This is a genomic window from Pseudomonas sp. m6p (assembly GCF_055760375.1).
In genome coordinates this window covers 2750961-2772030 of the sequence record NZ_CM147084.1, presented here as the reverse complement: position 1 = coordinate 2772030, position 21070 = coordinate 2750961, and the positions used below count along the sequence as shown (strand labels likewise).

Annotated in this window: 21 protein-coding genes and 2 pseudogenes; 5 read left to right on the top strand and 18 right to left on the bottom strand. The window is 58.0% G+C overall.

Annotated elements, in window-relative coordinates; genetic code table 11:
* Positions 1 to 7: 7 nt before the first annotated feature.
* Positions 8 to 1756 carry a MobH family relaxase gene (mobH, locus tag ACYZUM_RS12750; RefSeq protein ID WP_200656411.1) on the bottom strand — a complete coding sequence of 583 codons (1749 nt, stop codon included), beginning with the start codon at positions 1754 to 1756 and terminating at the stop codon, positions 8 to 10.
* A 239-nt stretch (positions 1757 to 1995) separates the two neighbouring features.
* On the opposite strand from mobH, the gene ACYZUM_RS12745 reads away from it, so the two are divergent.
* Together ACYZUM_RS12745 and ACYZUM_RS12740 are read left to right on the top strand one after the other, a co-directional pair.
* A complete protein-coding gene (locus ACYZUM_RS12745) occupies positions 1996 to 2193 on the top strand; it encodes a DUF7740 domain-containing protein (protein ID WP_008374360.1) in 198 nt (65 codons plus the stop codon).
* Between the two features lie 107 nt (positions 2194 to 2300).
* A pseudogene (locus ACYZUM_RS12740) lies at positions 2301 to 2666 on the top strand (histone-like nucleoid-structuring protein, MvaT/MvaU family).
* 83 nt (positions 2667 to 2749) lie between these two features.
* On the opposite strand, the gene ACYZUM_RS12735 reads toward ACYZUM_RS12740, so the two are convergent.
* The 3 genes from ACYZUM_RS12735 to ACYZUM_RS12725 form a co-directional block, all read right to left on the bottom strand.
* Entirely contained in the window at positions 2750 to 3682 is a 933-nt protein-coding gene (locus tag ACYZUM_RS12735; protein ID WP_200656410.1) for an ArdC family protein, read from the bottom strand.
* Positions 3683 to 3780: 98 nt separating this feature from the next.
* Positions 3781 to 4083, bottom strand: a complete 303-nt coding sequence (locus tag ACYZUM_RS12730) for a hypothetical protein (RefSeq protein WP_200656409.1) — start codon at positions 4081 to 4083, stop codon at positions 3781 to 3783.
* A gap of 462 nt (positions 4084 to 4545) precedes the next feature.
* Complete coding sequence (locus ACYZUM_RS12725; protein WP_200656408.1) at positions 4546 to 4908, bottom strand: DUF3085 domain-containing protein; 363 nt, start codon at positions 4906 to 4908, stop codon at positions 4546 to 4548.
* 429 nt (positions 4909 to 5337) lie between these two features.
* Between ACYZUM_RS12725 and ACYZUM_RS12720 the strand changes: the two genes are divergently transcribed.
* Positions 5338 to 5700: a hypothetical protein gene (locus tag ACYZUM_RS12720; RefSeq protein WP_157213086.1), complete on the top strand. Its 363-nt coding sequence runs from the start codon at positions 5338 to 5340 to the stop codon at positions 5698 to 5700.
* Between the two features lie 11 nt (positions 5701 to 5711).
* Here the strand turns inward: ACYZUM_RS12720 and ACYZUM_RS12715 are convergent, their stop codons facing one another.
* The 5 genes and pseudogenes from ACYZUM_RS12715 to ACYZUM_RS12695 all read right to left on the bottom strand — a co-directional run.
* Positions 5712 to 7250, bottom strand: coding sequence for a conjugal transfer protein TraG N-terminal domain-containing protein (locus tag ACYZUM_RS12715; RefSeq protein WP_200656407.1), 1539 nt, complete (start codon positions 7248 to 7250; stop codon positions 5712 to 5714).
* A 4-nt stretch (positions 7251 to 7254) separates the two neighbouring features.
* The gene (locus ACYZUM_RS12710; protein ID WP_200656406.1) at positions 7255 to 7563 is read right to left on the bottom strand and encodes a hypothetical protein; all 309 of its coding nucleotides are present in this window, start codon (positions 7561 to 7563) and stop codon (positions 7255 to 7257) included.
* Entirely contained in the window at positions 7563 to 8945 is a 1383-nt protein-coding gene (locus ACYZUM_RS12705; RefSeq protein WP_234451201.1) for an integrating conjugative element protein, read from the bottom strand. The genes ACYZUM_RS12710 and ACYZUM_RS12705 overlap by 1 nt, the downstream gene beginning before the upstream one ends.
* A complete protein-coding gene (locus ACYZUM_RS12700; protein WP_234451200.1) occupies positions 8942 to 9913 on the bottom strand; it encodes a TIGR03756 family integrating conjugative element protein in 972 nt (323 codons plus the stop codon). Before ACYZUM_RS12700 ends, ACYZUM_RS12705 begins: the two co-directional genes overlap by 4 nt.
* A gap of 157 nt (positions 9914 to 10070) precedes the next feature.
* Positions 10071 to 10435 (bottom strand): annotated as a pseudogene (locus ACYZUM_RS12695) (ATP-binding cassette domain-containing protein); the annotation flags it as partial.
* 304 nt (positions 10436 to 10739) lie between these two features.
* Between ACYZUM_RS12695 and ACYZUM_RS12690 the strand changes: the two are divergent.
* The gene (locus ACYZUM_RS12690) at positions 10740 to 11030 is read left to right on the top strand and encodes a hypothetical protein (protein ID WP_308936195.1); all 291 of its coding nucleotides are present in this window, start codon (positions 10740 to 10742) and stop codon (positions 11028 to 11030) included.
* 75 nt (positions 11031 to 11105) lie between these two features.
* Here the strand turns inward: ACYZUM_RS12690 and ACYZUM_RS12685 are convergent, their stop codons facing one another.
* The 3 genes from ACYZUM_RS12685 to ACYZUM_RS12675 form a co-directional block, all read right to left on the bottom strand.
* Positions 11106 to 11417 (bottom strand): DUF1330 domain-containing protein, encoded by a 312-nt coding sequence (locus tag ACYZUM_RS12685; RefSeq protein WP_200656405.1) that lies wholly within the window; start codon positions 11415 to 11417, stop codon positions 11106 to 11108.
* Positions 11418 to 11499: 82 nt separating this feature from the next.
* On the bottom strand, positions 11500 to 12333 hold the full coding sequence (locus ACYZUM_RS12680; protein WP_200656404.1) for an enoyl-CoA hydratase/isomerase family protein: 834 nt from the start codon (positions 12331 to 12333) through the stop codon (positions 11500 to 11502).
* A gap of 180 nt (positions 12334 to 12513) precedes the next feature.
* A complete protein-coding gene (locus ACYZUM_RS12675) occupies positions 12514 to 13353 on the bottom strand; it encodes an SDR family NAD(P)-dependent oxidoreductase (RefSeq protein WP_200656403.1) in 840 nt (279 codons plus the stop codon).
* Between the two features lie 223 nt (positions 13354 to 13576).
* Between ACYZUM_RS12675 and ACYZUM_RS12670 the strand changes: the two genes are divergently transcribed.
* Positions 13577 to 14476 (top strand): LysR family transcriptional regulator, encoded by a 900-nt coding sequence (locus tag ACYZUM_RS12670; protein WP_200656444.1) that lies wholly within the window; start codon positions 13577 to 13579, stop codon positions 14474 to 14476.
* 119 nt (positions 14477 to 14595) lie between these two features.
* On the opposite strand, the gene ACYZUM_RS12665 is transcribed toward ACYZUM_RS12670, so the two are convergent.
* From ACYZUM_RS12665 to ACYZUM_RS12640, 6 genes are read right to left on the bottom strand one after another with little or no spacing between them, the layout of a single operon-like run.
* Complete coding sequence (locus ACYZUM_RS12665) at positions 14596 to 17334, bottom strand: conjugative transfer ATPase (RefSeq protein ID WP_200656402.1); 2739 nt, start codon at positions 17332 to 17334, stop codon at positions 14596 to 14598.
* Positions 17334 to 17750 (bottom strand): TIGR03751 family conjugal transfer lipoprotein, encoded by a 417-nt coding sequence (locus ACYZUM_RS12660; RefSeq protein WP_200656401.1) that lies wholly within the window; start codon positions 17748 to 17750, stop codon positions 17334 to 17336. The genes ACYZUM_RS12665 and ACYZUM_RS12660 overlap by 1 nt, the downstream gene beginning before the upstream one ends.
* Positions 17713 to 19224 (bottom strand): TIGR03752 family integrating conjugative element protein, encoded by a 1512-nt coding sequence (locus ACYZUM_RS12655; RefSeq protein WP_200656400.1) that lies wholly within the window; start codon positions 19222 to 19224, stop codon positions 17713 to 17715. Before ACYZUM_RS12655 ends, ACYZUM_RS12660 begins: the two co-directional genes overlap by 38 nt.
* On the bottom strand, positions 19214 to 20029 hold the full coding sequence (locus tag ACYZUM_RS12650; RefSeq protein ID WP_200656399.1) for a TIGR03749 family integrating conjugative element protein: 816 nt from the start codon (positions 20027 to 20029) through the stop codon (positions 19214 to 19216). Before ACYZUM_RS12650 ends, ACYZUM_RS12655 begins: the two co-directional genes overlap by 11 nt.
* A complete protein-coding gene (locus ACYZUM_RS12645) occupies positions 20026 to 20667 on the bottom strand; it encodes a PFL_4703 family integrating conjugative element protein (RefSeq protein WP_004407564.1) in 642 nt (213 codons plus the stop codon). Before ACYZUM_RS12645 ends, ACYZUM_RS12650 begins: the two co-directional genes overlap by 4 nt.
* On the bottom strand, positions 20664 to 21065 hold the full coding sequence (locus tag ACYZUM_RS12640) for a TIGR03750 family conjugal transfer protein (RefSeq protein ID WP_200656398.1): 402 nt from the start codon (positions 21063 to 21065) through the stop codon (positions 20664 to 20666). Before ACYZUM_RS12640 ends, ACYZUM_RS12645 begins: the two co-directional genes overlap by 4 nt.
* Between the last annotated feature and the right edge of the window lie 5 nt (positions 21066 to 21070).

Sequence of the window (21070 nt, the reverse complement as noted above, 5' to 3'; positions counted from 1 at the left end):
CCCATCGCTACGTTTCGATCAAACTGAGAAATGGATTGTTTGTAAGCCCGTCTTGGCTGAGTTCTAGTGGATCTTTTATTAGATAGCCGTTCAGTTTTCCGCGCTTACGGGGACCTTGCACGTGGCAGGCCCAGATGTTCTCGCCGTTTGGCCTACGCCGGTGGATGTTCATTTTTTCAAATCCTTTTTGCACGCTTGGCCATGTTTCTGTCCTATCCAGGTGAGCTGCTCGCTCATGACACTCCATCGCGTAGCGTTGGAATATTCCCGGTGTTACTAGGAAGTAAGTATCGGTGACGGTATGCACCTTGGCCTGGCTGTCATTGATGATCAGCACATGGTCCCGAAGGCCGGCCCGCAACCACTCCAGGAAGTGTTTTCCAAGATCGTTGTTTTGCTCCGTGGTGTTCCGTGCGTTGGCCGGTGCGACACCCTGATCGGAATCTGGCATCTCAAACAGTTCCAGTAATGGCCCCAGATAGTCGCTGTCATCCGCTTCGGGTGGATAGATTCCTGGCGGCTCCGAACTCCGCGGATTGTGTGTCGAGGGCTGGCCTAGCGCGGGCGGGGAGGGGCAGTTTGGACCACTTGATGCTGATGGGTGAGTTTGGTCAGGTTCAGTATCAAGAACGGGGTCTACCGCCCCTAAAAATTCCGGTGGCCGGGTTTCATCCCGCCAAATGAGCGACGGTTGCAGTCGCAGGAAGGTGAATTGTTGCTGCCAATCACCGTCGACGACTGCCGCTCTCCAAACTGCCTTGCCTTCGCTGTTGGCCTCAACCAGTCCATGGGACTGGAGCTCGTCGAAGAGTGCGATGTTGGATGAAGGCACGCCATCAATGGACTGTGCCAGCAGGTAGGCTCTGACCTTGTCTGCGGCTACCTTACTGACCAGCCACAGGGCGTCCGCTGTGAGCCAGCCAGCAGCGCCGACCTGGTTGAGCTTCAACTCATTCTTCAGTAGATGGCGCAGTGCGCTAAGCAGATGATGCTGCAGCGACGTCACAGGCGCCAGCAGCGCTTTGGCGGGATTGCCGCCGATGTTCTGAGCGGTCGATATGCGGTCAGCCTGGGTGACCAGTTCGCCGAGTGTGCCGGCATGTTCGTACTGACCGGCTAGCATGTAGAGCAGGCTACTCCATAGCGCTGGGTAACCGCTGAGCCAGTCCAGAATGTCCCAATCGAGAATCTGAGTGAAGACCAGTCCTGCGGCCGCGTTGTGCAGTTTGTAGTCGCGACCGCTGACATAGCGAAAGCGGTAGGGATGTTCCAAGGGACCATGCCACGGATGCCAGCGCTGGCCGTTGAGGTACTCCACCTCTAAGTCGACGGCCACTTTGCCGATGTCGTGCAGGAGTGCCCCGTAGCCGATGGCTGCCGACCAGGCATCCGCTTGCACGGCCTGATCCTCGGGTGCGGCCGTGGCAGGCAGGAGGTGGGACTGACGCAACTTCAGTGCGGTGGCCACCAGTTCCAGGCCATGATCGAGCATGCCGCCGGCATAGGCGTGGTGATGGCTTTCACTGGCGGGGAGCAGTTGGACGTATTCGGCATAGCGTAACAGCGGCTGTCGGTAGAGCTGCTCGAACTGTTCCGGTGACAACGCGGTGTACTGCCAGATGCGTTCCATCAGCCGTTGACGGTGTGGTTCAGCCAACAAATGGGTGGGAGGGTGCACCGGCGTCCAGCCTACCGGTACCCCAGGAGCAGGCTCTGACGGTATAGGGCCCTTTTTCCGTTCAAACAGCTTGCGCATCAAGTCTCCACCGTTTTGGCAGGGCAGGGCCTTTTGGGCTTTTCGCGGATAGGCCTCTTACCCTTGATCCCCGTTCCCTTCATCCATTGACTCTTTGCCATTCCCTTTAACATGCTGGCCCCTTACCTTTTTAGTGCTATATCGGTATGCGTTCCGTCATTTTAAAAGTTGAACCACCTATGGGCGGCTGTTTCCTTTTCGGCGTAGAATCGTCCTATTCAGAAACATGAGGCGCAGTTGTGACGCTGAGTGATGCTACATTGATCCTGTTGCTGGCCGATCGCATTCACGGTACCGATGAGGCGATCCGGGCAGCCGCGAAGCGTTGCGTGAAGAAGTTGCCGCGGAGCAAACGTGAACTCATCTACAAGGTGGTGGATAGCTCAGCGCCCCGTGAGCTAGTCGCGCATCTGTGTGCGACGCTTGATATCGAGTAACGTTAGGGGCGTATGCGGAGCCATCGCCAATAGTCACAAACGTGTTGCCTCAGGATTTTCCCCTGATCTGTAGATTGTTATTAATTAATTGAGTATGAGGATTCATCATGTCGAAGCTGGCAGAGTTCAAAGCGCTGGAAGCACAACTGGCGGCGCAGTTGCAGCAGCTGGACCAGATGAAAAATGATTCGGGCCTTAAGCGCTAAATCGAGTTCGAGACCAAGCTTCAGGAGTTGCTCGCCGAATACAACGTCGGTCTGAAGCAGGTGATCGCAATTCTGGACCCCCACTACCGTGCAGCCCCGGCTTCGTCGACCGCTTCGGCCGTCAAGTCGCGCAAACCGCGTGAGCTTAAGCGCTACAAGAACCCGCACAACGGTGAAGTGGTCGAGACCAAGGGCGGCAATCACCGCACCCTGAAAGCTTGGAAACAGGAATTCGGCGGCGACACGGTTGAAAGCTGGCTGGAGTGATCCGGTAAAGCGGTTCTTTCCGAACTGCATGAACAACAAAGCCCAGCAACGCTGGGTTTTGTTGTTTTCGTGACACGCATCCTTCAAGCGCTTTGCGGCAGGTCCTCCTGTTTCCGGTGTTGCAGTTCAAGCAGAAAGTCCGCAGCATCACGGGCATGGCCGCTGGCGCGGAAGATCGCTCGCTTGTCGTCCTTGAGCAGTTTGAGCCATGAGGCGATATAGCCCTCATGCCGCAGTTCTCCCTGGATGCCGGTCAGGGCGCATAGAAACGCTGCGCCCATTTCCGCCACCAGTTCCTCAAAGGCATATTCGGTGGCGCCGAAGCGGTGCTGTCCGACGATGCCTTCGCGTTTGAGCCTTGAATGGTGACCCGTCCAATGGGTCAACTCATGCAGCGCCGTGGCGTAGTAATCGCCTTCAGTGTTGAACTGCGGTTTGGTCGGCAACTGAATGCGGTCGGCGATCGGCTGATAGAACGCCTCATCACCAGGACGGTGATCAATCCGAGCCCCCGAGTCGATCAGCAGTTGCTCTGCCAGGTCGTGGTTCACGAACGGCGAGCCTTCATCAGGGGCGATGGCCTCAACATCCAGGTTCTCGACATTCTCGGTCTGCTCGATGTTGAACAGGCAATGCGTCTTCAGGATCGCGAATTGCACCTGTTTGGCATTGCCCTGTTCATCCAGCACCGGTTGGCCGGTGTCGTCTTGCTGCTCGCGGCTCATCGGTTTGTACAGCACGGCCAAGGTCGCATGTTCATCCTTGCGGATGTGTCCGCCGGCCTTGCGCGCCTGGTTGAAAGTGAGCCATCGATCCTGCGTGTAGCCCTTCAGGCGTGCTTCAGCCCACAGCAAGGGGATGTTGATGCCTGAGTAGGCGCGTCCAGTGACGGCGTTGACAGGGAAGGGCTGGAGCGCCCCGTAGCGTGCGCGTGACCACGGCTTGATCCAAGGAATGACTCCTTGATCGAGCGCGGTGACGATTTTCTGTGTGACGTCGAGGTAGATATCAGACATGGCGTTCTCCAGGATTGAAGAGGGAACGCCTCCCGCTCGGGAAGTGTTCCCGAGCGGGTGAGGGTGGTGCAGTCGGTCAGGCAGAGCCTGAAGGTGGGTCAGTGATGCTCGTAATCGAGGGTAATCAGCAACGCAGGGTGCCGCGCCGGCGAGTGGATGACTTGCAGCAGCAGGGAGAGCGCCTGCGGTGGTTGGTTTCCCGGCATGGGTAACAAGACGTCGAAGCCGATGCTGGAGTCGTCAGGCCTCAGTTGATGCAGGCCCAATGCGGTACGGATCAACGAGCTCAGCCTCTGCTCCTGCAGATCGCTTTGCTCGCGCGGTGGATCAAGCAAAACGGCTTTCTCCCAGGCCAAAGCGGAGCAGATGACCGAGGGGGCAGGAGTGGTCTTCATGAGCATGGTGTGGCTTCCTGAAATGACCCTGCGCAGCTTCGTCCGCGAAGCCTTTCGCAGGATGATGAACAGATACGCGCGATGGGGAGGGGACCCCTGGACGCGGAATGGGCAGTACCGTCAGCAGACGCGAAGGGTAAGTAAGCGCTCATCACCGCGGGGTGACCGTGCGAGCTTCCGAACGCGAATCGCACTTGGGATGAACCGGTCACCGGGGTGACTCAACCTTGAAGGTTCGGGCTGTCTGGCTGCGGTTTGCAGCAGGGTGCAATCGAGTATTTAACGTTAAGCCGTGGGAGGGTCAACGCCATTGAGGCGAGACAAAAGGCCTCCCGTTCTACCGGATTCCATTGGCGAAATTTTTCGGCAGTTGGCCGACAAAAGGTCCATGCCCACGCACCGCTTTAGGTATTGGGTGCTGACCTCCGATCAAAGAAAAGCCCCTCGAAAGAGGGGCTGAAAAGCACGCTAGCGTTTTTTAGATGGCGTATTTTCCACCGCCAGGGTGATGTGTGTTTCGGTCGCTTCCAGGACCAGATCGCCGCCTGTTTCCCAGGCTCTGGCAAGGACGGCGTCCTGCGGGTCAAAGTACTCGGCGAAATCATCACCACCGAGTTCGGCGCGTGCTCTGCTCCACCAGTCGTCAAAGGCGTCGACCTCTGGGTTACAGCCTACGGCATACGCCAGATGCTTACGGGGGCCGTCGACAACTTTCTCGCCAAACTCGGAGAGCAGGTACACGCCTTGGTCCTTGGCCAAGACGATACGGCATTGATGGGTGCGCGCCTCGAGCAGAACCGCGCGCAAGTCGGAGCCTTTGAATTTCAACATGACGGATGTCCTCGATAGAGTCGCGAGGGCATCTGTCCCATGGAGGGAGAAGATCCCTCACATGGAGTGGGTGTTGCTATGTGGCATGGTCGTGGACAAGCTAATGCCCACCAGGGGTGCATTTGGCGTTCATCACCCGAAGGTGACCGTGCGAGCTACCGAACGCGGATCGCACTTGGGCTGGACCATGACAGGGGTGACTTAGCCTTACAGGTCCTGGCTATTTGGGATGCTGGCTAGCCAGCGCATTGCACCTCTTAGATATCCAGGATGATCCGGCGCGTCAATGCTAATTCCCCGTGCCAGCCGGGGTAGCGTCCACAGAGCTCTATCTCGTTTCCCTCCGCTATGCAGACTGACGAGCGGTCAGACATGGACTGCGGTCCGGAGTAGTATTTTCATAACGAATATTCGGATGGGGCAGATCTCATGGCCATTCAGCAATCGAGTACTCCGCGCGCAATTCCGGCTATTGCTCAAAGCGCCGGCAAGGTTGCAGCAAAGCTCATTCGCGTAGCAAATAGGCTAGAAGCGCGTGCACTTGAATCGCCAAGCTTGGCCTTCATACCTCTGCCTGGCAGAAAGTATGCCTTCGCGCTCATAAAGTGCACTATCGTTATCTCGGCTGCGAGCTTCGCGATATCTGCCGCGATGGTGCTGCTCGGATTGTTCGTTCTTGCGGCGCTACCGACTTCTACACCGTCTGACTTGCCCACGGTGGACGATGTATCTCATCCAGAGCACCGCTTCTATCACCCAGAGCGATATGATGATTACGGATCGCTGAAATAATTCAGATAGGGTTATTTCAGCTTTTTTACCGCCCCCGTTATCTGTGCCGAGCCCTTCGCTCCTTCATTTTGTGCCGCACGGGAACCGTTGTTAAGCATCCCTTCCAAGCCGGCACCGACGTTGTATCCTGTCCAGCTCATGGCACCAAAAAATATCATGGGCAGAACGATAAACATCGCCCCCATCACGTACTCGATCACCTGTGCAGTAACCGTCCCATCCATCACCCCGGATGTTGGAAGGGATAACAGCACTTGATCCGTCGTCGAAACCTGGTTGTACAGGGCATCAAGCATGCTCGAGTCGATCCACCTTGCAAGCTCCCACCAGAAGGTCAACATGTGCAAGGTGAACAGCGCAAACGTCACCGTCATCACGGTCTTGAGCTGAAAGGTGCTGATTAAAAGCACCAACGGCAGGCTGATGACGGTCCCCATGATCAGGAACGCTTGAATCATCGGTAGCGCCGAGCGTAGTGCGTTCATCGCAGGGAAGTTGCTGAAGGATCCCAAGGCCAAGCCAGTGTTGGTTGCCAGATTGTTAAGTCCCTGGTTCACGGAACCACCACGTGCGCTCGCCCCATAGCTTTGATAGACCTGTCCGGGTGACATGGTCAGCGACTGTTGTTGCGGGCTCACAAGCTGGCGAAGCGTCGCGTCCTCTACTTCGCTCGCTGAGCTACCCGAGAGCCATCCCTTCAGGGATGTCCATAGCGTCGCATCCACCTGGTTCACCAAGCGATCGCGAAGCCCGATTTCGGGGTCGCTCCACCATTCACGACACCTCGGGTAGCCTGCACCGTTGGGAAGGCGAGCCAGTGAAGTGTCCCGTACGTCGTCATAGGGCCAATTCACCCGCGGCGTTCTCGACCGGTCGGTGTCGTAATAACCCGCGGTGTTCAGCAGGTAACTCGAGCCAATCCACGCAGCGTCGTAGCTTTGGGCCTTGTCCAGATCCGGCCGGTTCGTAAACATCCTCGACCTGGAATAGCCGTAGCAATCACGGGTAAAGTCGGCGACCTCCTGGAGCAACACTTGGTCATCGATGCGCGTGGCGTCGATGTCCATGCGCATCTGGCGAATATCGGGGGCACAGGGAATCGATGCGGTGGCCGCAGCCGTCACCCCTTTACTCAGGGTATGCACCAGAAACCACCAGATCGGTACGGTGGCTGATTTGTCGCCGATCGTATTGAACGTCGCCCCCCATGCGGTTTGTGCCGGTGTGGACAGCGATACACCGCAACGCTGGCTGTTCGACGCATCCAGTGTCATCGATGCCAGATTGATCGGCAGTATCGGCATGCAGCCAAACATCAGCGTGACATAGGCAAGCCACAATCGATTCTCTATCCGCGGGATTGAAAGCAGGCCCTTGTTGCCTTCGTCAGCGCCTTGCTGCCGTGCCGAGAGCCATTCCTGAAGGATGATGGCGGCAAAGGGGGCCGCGTAGAGACCCGTATCGACCAGCGTGTTCCAGATCCCGTTGTTGATGATCCAGGCCAGTAACGACAGGTAGAACTCGAGATAGCTGTTGGTACTCATGGTCATGGCGTCACCCTTGGATACGATTGAGCTCAACGAGCAGGATGCTGGCGAAACCCGCTAGGCCGGTGCGATCGAGCAATCGGCGCCGGGCAGGGTGTTGTTGTCGCTTCCGGTTCGCCCACCAGCCCGTGAATAGGGCGCTGTAAAGCAGTGCTCGGCCGATAGTCAGTCCGATCTCGAAACGCCTGGAGAACTCGCTCCAGCGGATGGCATCGCCAACGGTGCTCAATACGATCCATGCAATGAGGATGGCGCTAACGGAGGCTCCAATGGTGATGAGCACGGCGAGCAGCAGCGATCGAAGCGGTGATCGCATCACGGCCTCCCACGGGTTTTATCTGCTTGTTCCAGGCGGCCTGGTTCTGGATCACGCTGCTCAACGGTTCGAGAGCCGTCGGCCCCTCCGGCATGCCGATCGAGCACCAAGCTTGCGGTGTTGGTGGCCAACGACTGTCTGACCTGCAGCTCTGTCTGCAGCATCTGCACTTCACGATCCAGTGCGGAGATGTTTCTCTGCAGCGAGGATTGGGCGGGTGCGGCCGAAGCGACGTTAGGCTCGCGGCTGCCCGCGGCCAATGTGCGTTGGAGCAGGAGAGCTTCGTAGATCACCTTCGAGAGCGCCGTCTCACTGGCCAGCCGGCGCGCCAATACATCCTGGTCAGGATCGTCACGCAATCCTTCGATGACGCCGCGGGACACCGGCAACATCGGACTGGACACTTTCGCGAGATTTTCAGGAGATGGGTCGGCGTTTTGGGTGAGCAGTTGTTGGAGGCCTTCCAGATGCTGTTCGTAGGTCTCCTGAATCAGAGGAGAAAGACCAGCACCCGCCGTGCTGCGCAAGGTTTCGCAGTCATCGCAGGTGGCCACTTCCGTTTCGCCCAGCACGCGCGTCGCCCATTCTGACGCTTGTTCTGGGGATGACCAGGTTTGGCAGATGGCCCCGCCCTGGCAATTGCCCATGCTCGAGGTATCCTCGACCGATCGGTTGTGCAGCAGGTTGTAGCCTGCCCTGACCACGTCGGCGGTGACGTGGATCGCGCCTTGGGCATTGCCTCCGGCGCGCTGTCCACCGACCCAGCTCACTCCATTGTTGCCATTGCGGGTCTCGGTGTTGCGTACCGCCGTGACGGCGTCGCCGCCGCTCTGCTCCAGGTTGCTCTGCATTTCCTGATTCTTGGCTAACGCGCCCCAGCCCGCCTGATCGACCTTGTCGGCCATCTTTTCGGCCATGGCCTGACAGGTGAGTTTCGAGCGGTCAAAGTCGATTCGTCCCTGCATGACGCCGTTGCTGAGCAACTCATAGAGCCCTGGATTGGCGCGCTGAATGATCAGCGCTGGCAGCGACATGACCGCCTGGGTGGCGTTTTGGACAACGCTGCCCATGATCTGCTGGAACCCCTCGGTGGCGCCGTTGAGTTGGTTCTGCAAGGTGTTCGACAGGTTCATGTTGCCGCACATCATGTTGGCCCGCCACGAGACACCCACCCCGAGACCACTCGGGCGAAACAGCGAGGTCGGTGCGCCAGCTGCCGAGCCGCCACCGACCGTGTACATCACGCGGTCGTCAATGATTTCACCCTGATTCCCCAGTCGATAGTCACCCTCAGCCGCATGCGCGGAACGCTCGACGCCAATGCCGGCACACCCAAGCACAGTCGAGAAAAATAGCCTCTGAGCGATCAAGCAAAGGTTCATGAGTCGCCTCCTTCGAAGTCGATACTGAACAGGAAGGTCTGTCCCTCGCGCTTGCAGCAGCTGTATGGACGCCACAACGACCAGGCGTAGCCACCGTCTTCGCTCTGTAGGGCTTCGCTTGGGAAGACTGCGCAGGTCATTTGCAATTGCGGGTACAGCAACTGCCACTTGTGCGTGGTGATGTCGTTTTCTTGGATCGGCCCGGGAGGCCAATATCCGTCACGAGCGGCTGGCGTGAGTGGCAGGTAAACATGCGGCTGACCGCTTCGGGTGATTAAGTCGCCAGCGCGCTGGGCCATGACCGCCCCAGCCTTGAAGTCGTCGGGTTGCACCAGGAAGCCTTGGCGGGGATAGACATTGCCCCACATCTCACCGTTTGCCTGGCTGCCGATTTCGCGCATGCCAGGGAGCAACGACTCGGGGTACACCGACTCCGGGATGCCGTAGCGCCAGCCCAATGGATCCAGCGTGCTGAGGTAATAGGGCATGAAGGCGGTCGCGCCGCTTGGGCAGGCGTAACCGGACTGGGATGCCAGTTGAGTCGCTGCTGCGCCGCCGGGATGACCGATGCCGTCGACATTTTTAAAACGGGGGAGATTGTCGCGTAATGGATTGGGTGTTATCAGGTTTCCGCCGCCCTCGGAGCCGGCTATCGGGCTCGACAGCGGCGAGAGCTCGGCCCAAGGGTTGCCGCCGGTATCGGCATAGCTCGACACCACCAGCTCGGGAATGAAGTGTCTCACTTTGGTGGACGTGCGGACTTCGCAGCCAAAGCTGGTGCAAAACAACCAGAAGCAGATTCCGACGACGCGGTACTCCAAGCATTGCAGGGACGTAACAGATGATGTGATGCCTGCAGTAGTAAGTGCTAAAGCTTTGGTGCTGATACCAAGCAGTAGTAACGCACCGGCTTGGCGGAGTGCGCAGTGGCTTCGGAATTTTGTCTTGAGAGAAGGTGTTGCGTGCATTGGCTGACATCCTCAACAGCGGGTGTTGAAAGGCGTCAGCATCCTCGGAGGTGGGGCACGGAGAAGGATTTAAATTGAAGACGCGGACCCCGATTAACCGGGGAGAGATGCTCGTTGGATGTCGCTGCACAGAATTACTGAGCGAGCGTTACTCCACCTCGTCAAACAACATGTAGTCAGGCGACATGGCCAGTGCCCGAGCAATCGCCATCCGCTGTTGCTGGCCTCCCGACAGTCGTGATGGAAAGGCTGTTATTTTCTCACCCAGACCAACGTGCTTGAGCCGCTCGACGGCAATAGCTTCCGCGTCGTGCTTAGACTTTCCCAATACGTTGCGCGGAGCGAGCGTGACATTTTCCAGACGGTCAAATGCGGGAATGCATTCCACTGCTGAAAAACGATGCCGATTTTCTGCCGCAGCTTGTTCAGGTCCGTCTGCTTGGAGTGAGCGTGAACACCATCAACACTGATACGTCCGTGTTGAATTTCCTCGAGCCCGTTGATGTACATCAGCATGGTCGATCACCCTTCTCGAACTCCCACGCATAGTACTCGCCCTCCATCGAATGACGAATGTTGATGCAGTTTGCAGTTTGCAGTTTGCCGTTTGATGGCGCTTGGCCAGCGAGTGCGCCAGGAGAAACCTAGCTGATGGTACTGTCCGGTGAGAGCTACCGAGTCGGATCGTTGATAGCGAAGATCGGCATTGTAAGACTTCGCGCACAGGGAACTGGGCTCCTCGGGCGCCGGTCTTCACAATGCTCGGCTCCTCACGTAACATTATCGGTCATACGGCATTTAGCGCACTGGTTATCTAGGAGATCCTGTGTCGTTACCTATCACTGCACGACAGTTGAACGCCTTGCGCGCATTGCAGCGGGTGAATCCGGACCTTGGAGATTTAGCCTCGGCCGTGGCGCTCGCTTTTGATGCGTCAAAAGTCGATAACCCTGAATTGGCCCGTCTCATCCTTGAGAAAACGTGTCGCAGGATGGCGGCGGGGCAAATAGGAAGTGCGGAAGCGCTTATTAACCACCTAGAACACTTTGCGACGCTTCGGTGCCTATCTTCCGCTCAAGTGAGCGAGTTCTCTGAACGTATACGAAAATTGGCTTGAGCCTGGCCCCAGCTTGCTGCTCGTATTCTGCCGGTCTTCAAACTCGTCCGAGGTTGACCGAGGATACGCTTGCGCTCATGTGGCCGAAGCGATCAACCCCGGCAGCCCTTCCACGATGAACACGCGGTATTCAGCACCCTTCAATCGATGCTTAAGCGCCGCTTGGTACAGAGGGCTATCGTAGGCAGCCTTGGCCTGCGCGAGGGTTGGAAACTGGAGGATAACGGCACCATCTACTGGCGAGCCTTCAAGTGTTTCAACAGCTCCGTAGAAAGCCAGTGGCGTGACTGGATGGCCTGCCGATGCGGCTCCCGCGCTTTCCTCATATTTTTTGAATTCTTCTGGATCGGTGATCCGATCTCTGACGTAGACAACGTAAGCGGTCATGGTGAGTCCTCGATGGATTCGAGCGCCGCAGGTCGGTTTTGACTGCTGCTCACGGTGGGTTGCGGGTCAATTACAAGAGCAATCAAGCAGCAGGCAAATCGCCAAGCCGTTCGGCAAAGTTCAGCTCAAACTCACCGACTTTCCCTAGCCCCGCGTCGAGCATTTTTGTGAACGCGCTTTGAGCTTCAGGCCACAGGTCTACACCCCGCAGGATATGGTTCGACATCCATAGATCGCCCTCAGAGGGAACGCCTGCAGGCGCATTTACCATTTTCTTGCCGGTCTCCAGAGCGCGCTTCTCGAAGCGTCCCATGCGGTGCGCGAGCGCATCGACGAAAGCATCAAGCTCTACGTCTGGGAGGGCGCGGTTCACAAAGCCATAGCGCTCACCGATGTCAGCGTCGAAATCGTCAGCACTGCAAACGATTTCCAATGCGCGTGAACGTCCGACCAGTGCGCTGAGCCATTCGACGCCGCCACCGCCTGGAATCGACGAACCGCCCACTTCGATCAACGCGAATTTTGCGTGCTCCTTGGACGCGAAGCGCATGTCGCAGGCCAATGCAAATTCGAAGCCCTGAGCACGTGCCCGGCCACGCACTTTGGCGATGCTGATTACGAACGACTGCGCAAGGCGTGTGACCCACTTAGGCCAGTTACCAAAAAATGGCATTGCACCCGGTTGATCGGGAATGGTCAGCCGATTTTCGACATCGTGGTGATTCATGAAGAAATCTGGATCGGCACTCTCAAACACAACGACCTTGAGGTGCTCGTCCTTCTCGATGTTGTCCATCAGCACGTTCAACTCAGCAAATGTCGTCGGATCGAATAAGGCGAGCGGCGGATTGTTGAAGATGACGCGCCAGTAGGCTTGGGATTCAGCAATGATAGTCAAGCGGTTAGCAGTGTTCATAAATGCTCTCGGCTGTTGCGATCCTATGCGAGATCGTCGATTTCAAGAAAAGCCGCCCGTTCAGGCGATGTGAACAAACGAATAAATGAAAAAAGGCCACTACCCATCGGGATGAAGTTCGTCGGTAATGGCCTAAGCAGCGGCGGCATATGATCCTCCCTCCGTGCTTTGAAATTTCCCTTACCAGCCTTGGGCCGCCGCTGACACTTCACGCCAGTCGTTCCAAGTGGCGAGCCGGCTTTGATAGGCGCCCGTCAGCTGCTCGACGGCTCCAGCGCCCAACGCGATTCGAAGCGGTGGCTGGGAGCTATCCACGACTTTAAGAAGCGCATTTGCGGTTGCTTCCGGATCACCAAACGCGTAGCCCTCGAACGCTTGGCTCAAGGCATCCCGTACAGGCTGATAGGCTGCGATAGCGTCTGAATATTTGGCAGATGACGCGTTGTTGAAATCTGTGGCATAGCCCGGCGGTTCGATGAGCGTGACGCTGGCACCGAAAAAACCTGCTTCCTGTGACAGAGCCTCAAACAGGCCTTCAACAGCGAACTTGGATGCGCTGTAGACTCCGAAAGTGGGTGCTGAGAACACGCCCAACACACTCGATACCGCGAGCAGATGGCCAAAGCCTTGGGCACGGAAGATCTGCATCGACGCCTGAGCCAGCCACATCGTTCCGAAGAAGTTGGTATCCATCTGAGCTCTGGCCTCGGCTTCGGATATCTCCTCTACCGCGCCTTGGTGACCATAGCCAGCATTGCTCAGCACAATGTCTATGCGGCCGAAGTGCTCGTTGACCGTTGTCACAGCTTGCAACACAGCCTCGCGGTCGGTGACGTCAAGGCGCAGAGGCAATACGGCGCCTGCGTACTTTGCTACCAGGGGTTGGAGGGATGATATATCGCGTGCGCTGACAGCAACTTTATCTCCGCGCTCCAGTGCTGCGATGGCCCACACACGTCCAAAACCACGGGATGCCCCGGTGATGAACCATACTTTTTCGGCAGACTGCGAAGGATTCATTTGATCTCCATTGCGTCACTCCAGCGAGCGACTTTTGGGAAAGACGCCCAACCCGCTATGACGTTGTGGTTAACCACAATCGTAAAACCGTATTGAGTGTGTGCCTGTTGAAAAGAGCAGCTGTCTCGTTATGTCGACCATGGTATGCCGTTGACCACATTCGATTAAGGCAGGTAACATGCATAACACTGATGACAGAACCGTCATTAATGCGGAGGTAGTTTTGGAAACGTTGAGTGGCTTGGAGATATTCGTCGAGACGGCACAGAGCCAGAGCTTTGTCGCCACAGGCCGGAAGGTCGGGATCTCGGCCTCAGCCGTCAGCAAAAGCATTTCCAGACTTGAGGAGCGGGTAGGCGTCCGGCTGTTTCAACGGAGTACGCGGACCGTCCGGCTGACTTCCGAGGGTGAAGTTTTTCTGGAAAGATGCAGGCGTATCCTCAGTGAAATTCAAGCCGCTGAGGATGACCTATCCGCCATGACTTCATCGCCTCGCGGCCGGTTGCGCGTTGGCTTGGCGCTGGTAGCTGGATTGCCGCTTCCAGTCATTTCCGGTTTCATGGAACGTTATCCCGAAATCGAGCTGGACCTCGATTTCACGGATCGTCTGGTGGACGTTATCGACGAAGGGTTCGATGTCGTCATCCGTGGAAGTGATCTTCAGGATTCACGACTGATGTCACGGCCGCTCGGACCATACCGATCATGCCTGGTCGCTTCCCCAGGCTATCTGGAGAAGCGCGGCATACCGAAAACACCAGCGGATCTGCTGAACCACTCCTGCCTCCATTACCGCTGGCAAAACTCGGGCAAGCTCTACCAATGGCCCTTTAAGGCATCACCCGCACGCCAGTCCGGTACCGCTCTTCCTGTGACGATGGTTTGTAGCAATGTCGAGGCTTTGATCTACCTCGCAGAGAACGGCCGCGGGATCACGTGCGTTCCAGATTTTGCGGTCAAGCAAGGCGTGGCAGATGGTCGGTTAGAAACGGTGCTCGACTCTAGCCTGGTAGGCGGTAGCAATTTTCATGTTGTATGGCCTAGCAGCAGGCAAATGGCGCCTAAAGTACGTGCCTTTGTAGACTTCGCGGTAGAGCATTTTTCCAAGGGACTGGTCAGCTAGTTGCTGGCGTCATCAGTATCGCATCGGCGCCAGCTCAACGGTTGAATCCACAACCGATAGCCACCTATCGCAATCCTCGACGAAGCGCCCTCGATTTTTTGCCAGAACTAATCCGGCCGCTAATAGATACCCCGGGCTGTATCGATTTTCCCCGCGATGCGGATGGCCGCGCTCAGTTCGGAGCAGTGCATCGCCTGCATTTCCTGCCAACGCTGCGCCTTTTCCTCCGGCTCCGTCATAGCTAACGCCAGGTACAAGCTCGGTGTGACTGCACGAAATAGAGTCTCGACTTTCTTCGATAGGATGACGCCTTCGGTGTACTTGCCGGACGCTTTACTGGCGGTTAGCAAGAGCGCTTTCTGTGCGGGAGTAAGCTTCTTGAACCGCGCAATCTCCTCAATTTCAGCCGGCGGCATGTTTAGGCATACCCACCATTCGATCATGTTGAGCATGGTCTGTGCAGCATTCGGAAAGTCCACCAAATTCTGTGTCGCGAGCCAAAACCATGCCCCGAGCTTGCGCCACATTTTGGTCCCCTTCACCACGAATGGAGCGAGGAGGGGATTCTTGGTAATGATGTGCCCCTCGTCAGTCACCATGATGATCGGGCGGCCAAGATATTGGTCACGCTCGGCAAGATTGTTCACCGTGTTCATCAGGCTGATGTAGCTGATCGACATTTGTGCCTCGTATCCCTCTCGGGCATAGGTCGCGAGGTCGACGATGGTCACATCGCTCTCGGGCCACGGTGTGCCTTCGCGGTCAAACAGCTCACCTTCGAATCCCTGACAGAACAGATCGATGGATTCAGCCATCTCCTGAGCTCGGTCACGGCGTTTGTCAGGCAAGAGCGTGTTGCCGGCAACGTGTTGCAGTGCATCACGGATATGCCGCGTTCTGACAGGTGTCCGGGTCACCTGGCAAGCCCTCGCTGCATCCAGAATGCATTCACGGATAAGACTACGATCGGCGCGGGTGAGCCGAGCATCCTCTTTGGCTTCACCGCCCGTGATCATTAGCCTCGCGGTGATCTCCAGTTCGCCCAGGACATCGCGTTGTTCATCGCTGTCATCTTCAGCTTCATCCAGATCCTCAACTGCCAGAGAGGCCACCTTGTGCGGTTCCTCGACCAGGCGCCGCGCATCAGCGAACGGCGCTAGGCTGACGCCGGTACCGGGCTTGAGCTGGATCTTGTTGACCGACAGGCCGAGTGTCGCAAAGTAATCACCCTGCAGCCCAAAGGAATTTCCCGCCTCAACGATAAACAGCCGCGGGCGGTAAATCGCCATGACCTGCATCAGAAGCGAAACGAGGGTGGCCGACTTGCCTGAGCCCGTCGGGCCGAACAACAGCAGATGAGCGTTCATGGCACGGTCGTGGCGTGACAACGGGTCGACGGTCAGTGGCGCGCCGCCGCGGTTAAAGAAAGTGATCCCTGGGTTGCCGGTACCGATGCTACGGCCCCACAGGGGCAACAGATTGGCCAGGTGCTGGGCAAACATCAGCCGGGTATACCAATTGCGTTTGTCCAGGATCGGGTTATAGCTCATGGGCAGCCAGCGCAGATAGCTGTTACAGGCGGCCACCTCGTCACCTTCGCGCACAGGTTGAAGCCCCGCCGCCAGTAAGACGTTAGCCGCCTGAATCGATCGCTGATGCAGTTCGCGATCGTCTTTACCTCGAAGGTAGAGCGCCAGCGTTCCCCGGTAGAGTTTGTGCTGCCGGCCGATGATCGCACGCGCTTGCTCAACGTCCTGTCGCGTTTGAGTGGAGGCGAGGTTCTCGCCAATCGCCTTGTGGGACAGGCGATTGAGTTGTTCCTCGAGCACGTCCTGCGGAGTCACCACCATGGTCAAACTCATGATGGTGTCGTCGGGCAATTGGTCGAAGAGCGCGTTCAAGGCCTCACCTTTGCGGGTTTCGCCGGTGACCTGGCCGATGTGTGGCGGCTTGCGAAGTTTGTCCACCACTATGACCCGGTGGGGCTGATTGTCGAAGTACCATCGTCCGTGATCCACATCAGACCGAGGTTCGTTGTGGAACAGTCGCTCAGTGAAGTCATGATCGAAGGGTAATTCCAAGGATTCGCCGTCAGACGTCTCGGGATAGGGGACACGGGCGTAGAAGTCAGCGGGCGCCTCATCGGTCAGCGTTGGTGCGGGATTGAACCAAGGCAGAAGCCAGGCGTAGAAAGCTTTACCGTCCACACGCCGTGGTGCAACACCGCAGGCCTGCAGTGATGCCGATATGTGCTCGCAGGCGCGCTCCAGAGATGCGACAGGCGACCCTACGTCATCGTCTGAGCTCTGCACGCGGCGGTAGATCACCAAGCGAACGCGACGATTGCTGCCTCGCCATGGCAGGTGCGAGACAACCGTGTCCTCGAACAGTCCTCCGGGTTTGGCAATGGCTTTGAGATGTTGCCGGGTCAGTTCAAGGTAGGCTTCGGTGAAGGCCGTTCCGCGGGCGCTCGGCTGGATGTAATCCGACAGCCTTTGCAGGTACGGCGAGAAGTCGCTTTCGTCCTGGCAAAAGAACTGCACCACCCAAGGCGCACGATCCAGCTCCTCAAAGCTGTCCTGCAGCGCATCTTCAAGAGCATCACGCGCGGTCATTAGCCATTCTGGTTCTCGCCCCTCTGTGCCAATGGGCGTCAGCTCGAATGCGGCACCGACGGAACGGTTGTCGTCGAGCAAAAAGCATTGGCCTTCTTCGAGGTATTCCACCCAAGGAAGGTGGTCCGTGAAGCTGGGATTATGCTCATAGAACTTTGACTCGTCGCCCTGGGTGGCGCGGCGACGCCGGTCATCGCGCCAGGGCTTCCAGAAGGGCCGAGGGTCTGCTTGATCCTCCGCCATCACAGGTCATCCACGCGTTCGCCGGGCTGCGCATACTGCACCGTGCGATAGAGCGGAAACACTGTCGAGTACCCCGGCACCGGCGCCTGCTCGGAGCCGCTCAGGTGCGGATAGACATAGAGCACGAGGTCCGGATTGGGCAGCCGAGGGAATAGATTGTAAATCTCGGTTTTAGCCGTGCGGGTGTAACTGGCCTGCTCACCGGCATTTGAGGAAGGATCCACCAGCGGGCGTCTTAGCGCGCTGCGTGCATCGAACAACTGCTGCTGGGTGCCGATAGATCCAGCACTGTTCCAGATATCCATCATGGTCTGCTCTCCGTGGGGCAGCATGGCTTCCTTGTCGGTAGAGCATCCAGCCAAAAATACCAGCAGCAGGCTAGTCGAGATCCAGTGACGAAACCGATGTGCTTGCATGGTTCACCCTCCGGCCCTTGGGCTCGTAGTCGATTGCGATCTCATGGTCCAGGTGCAGCGCCACCTTGGCCGACGGCGGCACATAAACCGCGGCAAAGGCTTCGCCATAGAGCTTGTTGACCCACTCGCGAATATCGCTGATGCCACCGCTGAGCACCGAGTTCAAAGCGCTGTTGCCGTTGCTCTGAGACATGCCCAGCGCCGTGCTGCCTGAACTGATCACGTTGGTGCTGTTCTGCTCATTGCTTAGCACCGAGGCCAGTCCGGCGCCGGCGGCGGTGATCAGGCTCTGGCTGCCCAGATATTGCTGCGCGTTGGAGCGGCGCTCGCCGGCGATGCAGGGGACGCCATAAGGATCCGAAAGAAAGCCCAGGCCGCCGCGAATTTTTTCGGTGTTGCTGGACTGTGTTGCGGCCGTGTTACGGTTGACCACTGCTTGCGGCTGCGGGACGGTGCGCACCGTGCCGTCTTGGAAAACGAAAGTAATCGACTCGACCTGTCCGCGTACGCATGAAAGCGTCCAATCACCAGAAGCGGTCCCGCTCATGACCGCTCCTGCCACGTCGGGCAAATCGATGCCATTAGCGGTGAGGTTCTCCGGCCCGACCAGCACCTTGAAGGGGTAAGGGTCGTTGACGGTACCGTCCACTGGCACCCGGCCGATCAGTGCGGTCATCGCTACCGATCCCATGAGGGTCGAGTTTTCGGGAATGGTGTAGACGGGGCGGGCGTCCTCGGTGCGGTCGGTCTTGCCGTCCAGGTCGCGCTCGCCCTTCGAGCTGGCGCGGAGTTGTTTTTGGCCACGATTGATGGCGTTGTCTTTCAACCCGTCGAGCTTGAACTGCGAGGGAAGGTTGGACAGCGCAGTCGAGCCCTCGCTGGGCTTGGCGGAAGCGGCTCTGTCCGAGGGTTCGACCCAGCGCATGGCATCATTCTCGCTGGCCGCTGACTTGAATCGGTCCCCATCGCCGGGCTCGAGGCCAAATCCCACAGGCAGATCATCGTTCTTTCCCCCCAATCCGGAGAGTTGATCCTTCAACTGGGATAACAAAGACTTGGCCTCGCGGTTGTCCTGCTCGGCTTTCTGGCGTGCCGCATCGGCTTGCTTGCGCTCCTCGCTGACCTGCTGTGTCACGCTGCCGAGTGCTGATTGAATACGGGTATCGATGCTGCCTTCGCGTGTGCGCAGACGATTGTTCTCCGATTGCAGGGAGTCGTTGCTTTTCTTCAGTGACAGCATCTCGGTGCGCATCGCTTTGACCTGTCCCACCAGCGTTGCGACCGTGTCGCGGGGGGTGTCACCGGCGATGCCCAGGGACTTCGCTTGGTCAGCGGTCAGTTGCACCGGCTCCGCTTCCGCTGAGACGGTAGAGCTGGAGGTTGGGGCATCGCTGACCCAGGAGCGGAGAATAATCAGCACCACGGCCACCAGGGCGCCTGGTACGAGCCACTTCAGCAGTGCGTTAGCCTTCATGGTCGTCACCTGCAGGCGGGGTCGGTGGCAGCAGAACGGCTTGATCCAGGCCACTGCCGCGCGTAACCAGATAGGCGACGGTGGTGTCTTCGGCGGTCCCGGATCGACCCAGTGTCGAGTGTTGGAAAGCAGCACCGAACAATTCAGCTTGCAGTTCGCGCGGATCCAGCTCGATAACCTGAAGGCTTAGATTCTTGATCTTCACGGCGGTTACCCAGAAGTCATCGAGTCGCCAGGCGGACAGCGGGGTGATCGCAACGTGTTGGGTGGGAAGCAAATGGCGCAAATCGGTGGGGACCTTCAACGTCATACGTCGAACGCCGGGAAGCGGTTCGACTGTGCGCAAGGGCGCATACAAGTTTTGGGCGGCGTAACGGGTCAGGGCGACGGGAACGGGCGTACGCTGCGGTGGACGTTCGGATCTACCTGTTCCATCGGCTTCAGTGGCCGAAGATGTGGTCGCGATTTGAATGGGTTCCAAAGCGCGCTCGCCGGGTTGAGCGTCCACATCCAGCAAAATGATTTCGCCGGTGCTGATCGATTGCAGTTGGAGCCGCGTTGGCCCGATCGAGTCAGACGGCAGCAGATACACCGTGCCTCCGATCGACTGCACTCGCAGCTTGCCGGCAATGCCCCCCGGCAGGCCTACCCGGACGTCCTGGTCGACAAAAATAATGCGTTCCTGTCCGACGATGAGGGGTACGGCGATCGGCAGGCGGTCCCATTGTTTGACCTCGACGGCCTGGGCGCCAGTGCTGATCCCCAGGCACAGCGCTAGCAGAGCGCGCCACGAATGTGGGTTCATGAATCACCTCCCGGCAATATCAGCTTCTGTGGTGTGCCTTGGTAACAGTCGAGTGCCAGGCCCCACTTGTTCCGCTCCGGATCGATGTCAAAGCGGATGACCCGCAATGGATAACGCACCACAACGCGCTTTACCGGTTCCGCGGCGTAATACTCGTCGGCGTTCAGATCCAGTTTCACCAACCAGGAATCTGCGTCGAGTTGGGCGACCCGCAACTCGGGGTCGTCGCTGTACCCGCGGCCAAGCACTTCATAAACCCCCCGCACTCGATCGCGCAGTTCGCCGGCGGCCTTGCGAAACTCGAAGTCGCCTTCCAGGAACGTTCTGCACGAAGGTGTCAGGTAGGACTGCAAGGCATAGATGGCGCGTTGATAATCAGCTTCGCCATCCGTGGGCCAACGGTTGAGCTGGCCGAAGATGTACAGCGCAAACGAATAGATGTTCTCGGGAGGGACGTCCCACCATTTGCGCGTGCTGCCTGAGCGCAGGTCCGGCGGCACATGCACCGTCAGCGAGGTCGGCGCAGACTGCCAGCCATACCACAGGCCGGCGCACACGAGGGTCAGCGCAATCACCCCCATGCGTAGACTGATGATATGGGCCTGCTGGGCATCCACTTTGTTGCGGAATCGGCTCATGGTCTGGGTCCTCGCAGGCGGCGCGTACGGCGAACCGTCCAAGGGCCGGAATGGATTACCAGTGCCTCCTGGCCGATGTGCCAACGAATTGCCAACTGCCATTGCAGGTTGCGGTACAGCCAAGTCTCAGGGCGTGCACGCTTGGCGCGGCGCAGCAGGGTGCCGCTGACCAAGAGGATGATCGCCATGCCGACGATCATTCCCGTGGGCGCCATGGCGATCGACGCGGTGACGATCGCCAGCGGCACGCCGAAAACGAGGCCGATCACTGCGCCGGCACCCAACGATACCCACATTTCGTCGTTGGTGAGCCCACGCAGTACGGCAGGATCGCGGTTCAAACGCTCTGGCAGGAAGCTCAAGGTGCCATCTGCCAGGCGAGCGATATCGTCACTCATGTGGG

Coding starts and splice junctions, on each gene's coding strand:
- ACYZUM_RS12735 (WP_200656410.1), bottom strand. CDS start 3,682: ATGTCTGATATCTACCTCGACGTCACACAGAAAATCGTCACCGCGCTC.
- ACYZUM_RS12715 (WP_200656407.1), bottom strand. CDS start 7,250: ATGACCATGAGTACCAACAGCTATCTCGAGTTCTACCTGTCGTTACTG.
- ACYZUM_RS12725 (WP_200656408.1), bottom strand. CDS start 4,908: ATGTTGAAATTCAAAGGCTCCGACTTGCGCGCGGTTCTGCTCGAGGCG.
- ACYZUM_RS12650 (WP_200656399.1), bottom strand. CDS start 20,029: ATGAACCCACATTCGTGGCGCGCTCTGCTAGCGCTGTGCCTGGGGATC.
- ACYZUM_RS12655 (WP_200656400.1), bottom strand. CDS start 19,224: ATGAAGGCTAACGCACTGCTGAAGTGGCTCGTACCAGGCGCCCTGGTG.
- ACYZUM_RS12665 (WP_200656402.1), bottom strand. CDS start 17,334: ATGGCGGAGGATCAAGCAGACCCTCGGCCCTTCTGGAAGCCCTGGCGC.
- ACYZUM_RS12640 (WP_200656398.1), bottom strand. CDS start 21,065: ATGAGTGACGATATCGCTCGCCTGGCAGATGGCACCTTGAGCTTCCTG.
- ACYZUM_RS12700 (WP_234451200.1), bottom strand. CDS start 9,913: ATGCACGCAACACCTTCTCTCAAGACAAAATTCCGAAGCCACTGCGCA.
- ACYZUM_RS12705 (WP_234451201.1), bottom strand. CDS start 8,945: ATGAACCTTTGCTTGATCGCTCAGAGGCTATTTTTCTCGACTGTGCTT.
- ACYZUM_RS12660 (WP_200656401.1), bottom strand. CDS start 17,750: ATGCAAGCACATCGGTTTCGTCACTGGATCTCGACTAGCCTGCTGCTG.
- mobH (WP_200656411.1), bottom strand. CDS start 1,756: ATGCGCAAGCTGTTTGAACGGAAAAAGGGCCCTATACCGTCAGAGCCT.
- ACYZUM_RS12680 (WP_200656404.1), bottom strand. CDS start 12,333: ATGAACACTGCTAACCGCTTGACTATCATTGCTGAATCCCAAGCCTAC.
- ACYZUM_RS12685 (WP_200656405.1), bottom strand. CDS start 11,417: ATGACCGCTTACGTTGTCTACGTCAGAGATCGGATCACCGATCCAGAA.
- ACYZUM_RS12720 (WP_157213086.1), top strand. CDS start 5,338: ATGGCCATTCAGCAATCGAGTACTCCGCGCGCAATTCCGGCTATTGCT.
- ACYZUM_RS12645 (WP_004407564.1), bottom strand. CDS start 20,667: ATGAGCCGATTCCGCAACAAAGTGGATGCCCAGCAGGCCCATATCATC.
- ACYZUM_RS12710 (WP_200656406.1), bottom strand. CDS start 7,563: ATGCGATCACCGCTTCGATCGCTGCTGCTCGCCGTGCTCATCACCATT.
- ACYZUM_RS12730 (WP_200656409.1), bottom strand. CDS start 4,083: ATGCTCATGAAGACCACTCCTGCCCCCTCGGTCATCTGCTCCGCTTTG.
- ACYZUM_RS12675 (WP_200656403.1), bottom strand. CDS start 13,353: ATGAATCCTTCGCAGTCTGCCGAAAAAGTATGGTTCATCACCGGGGCA.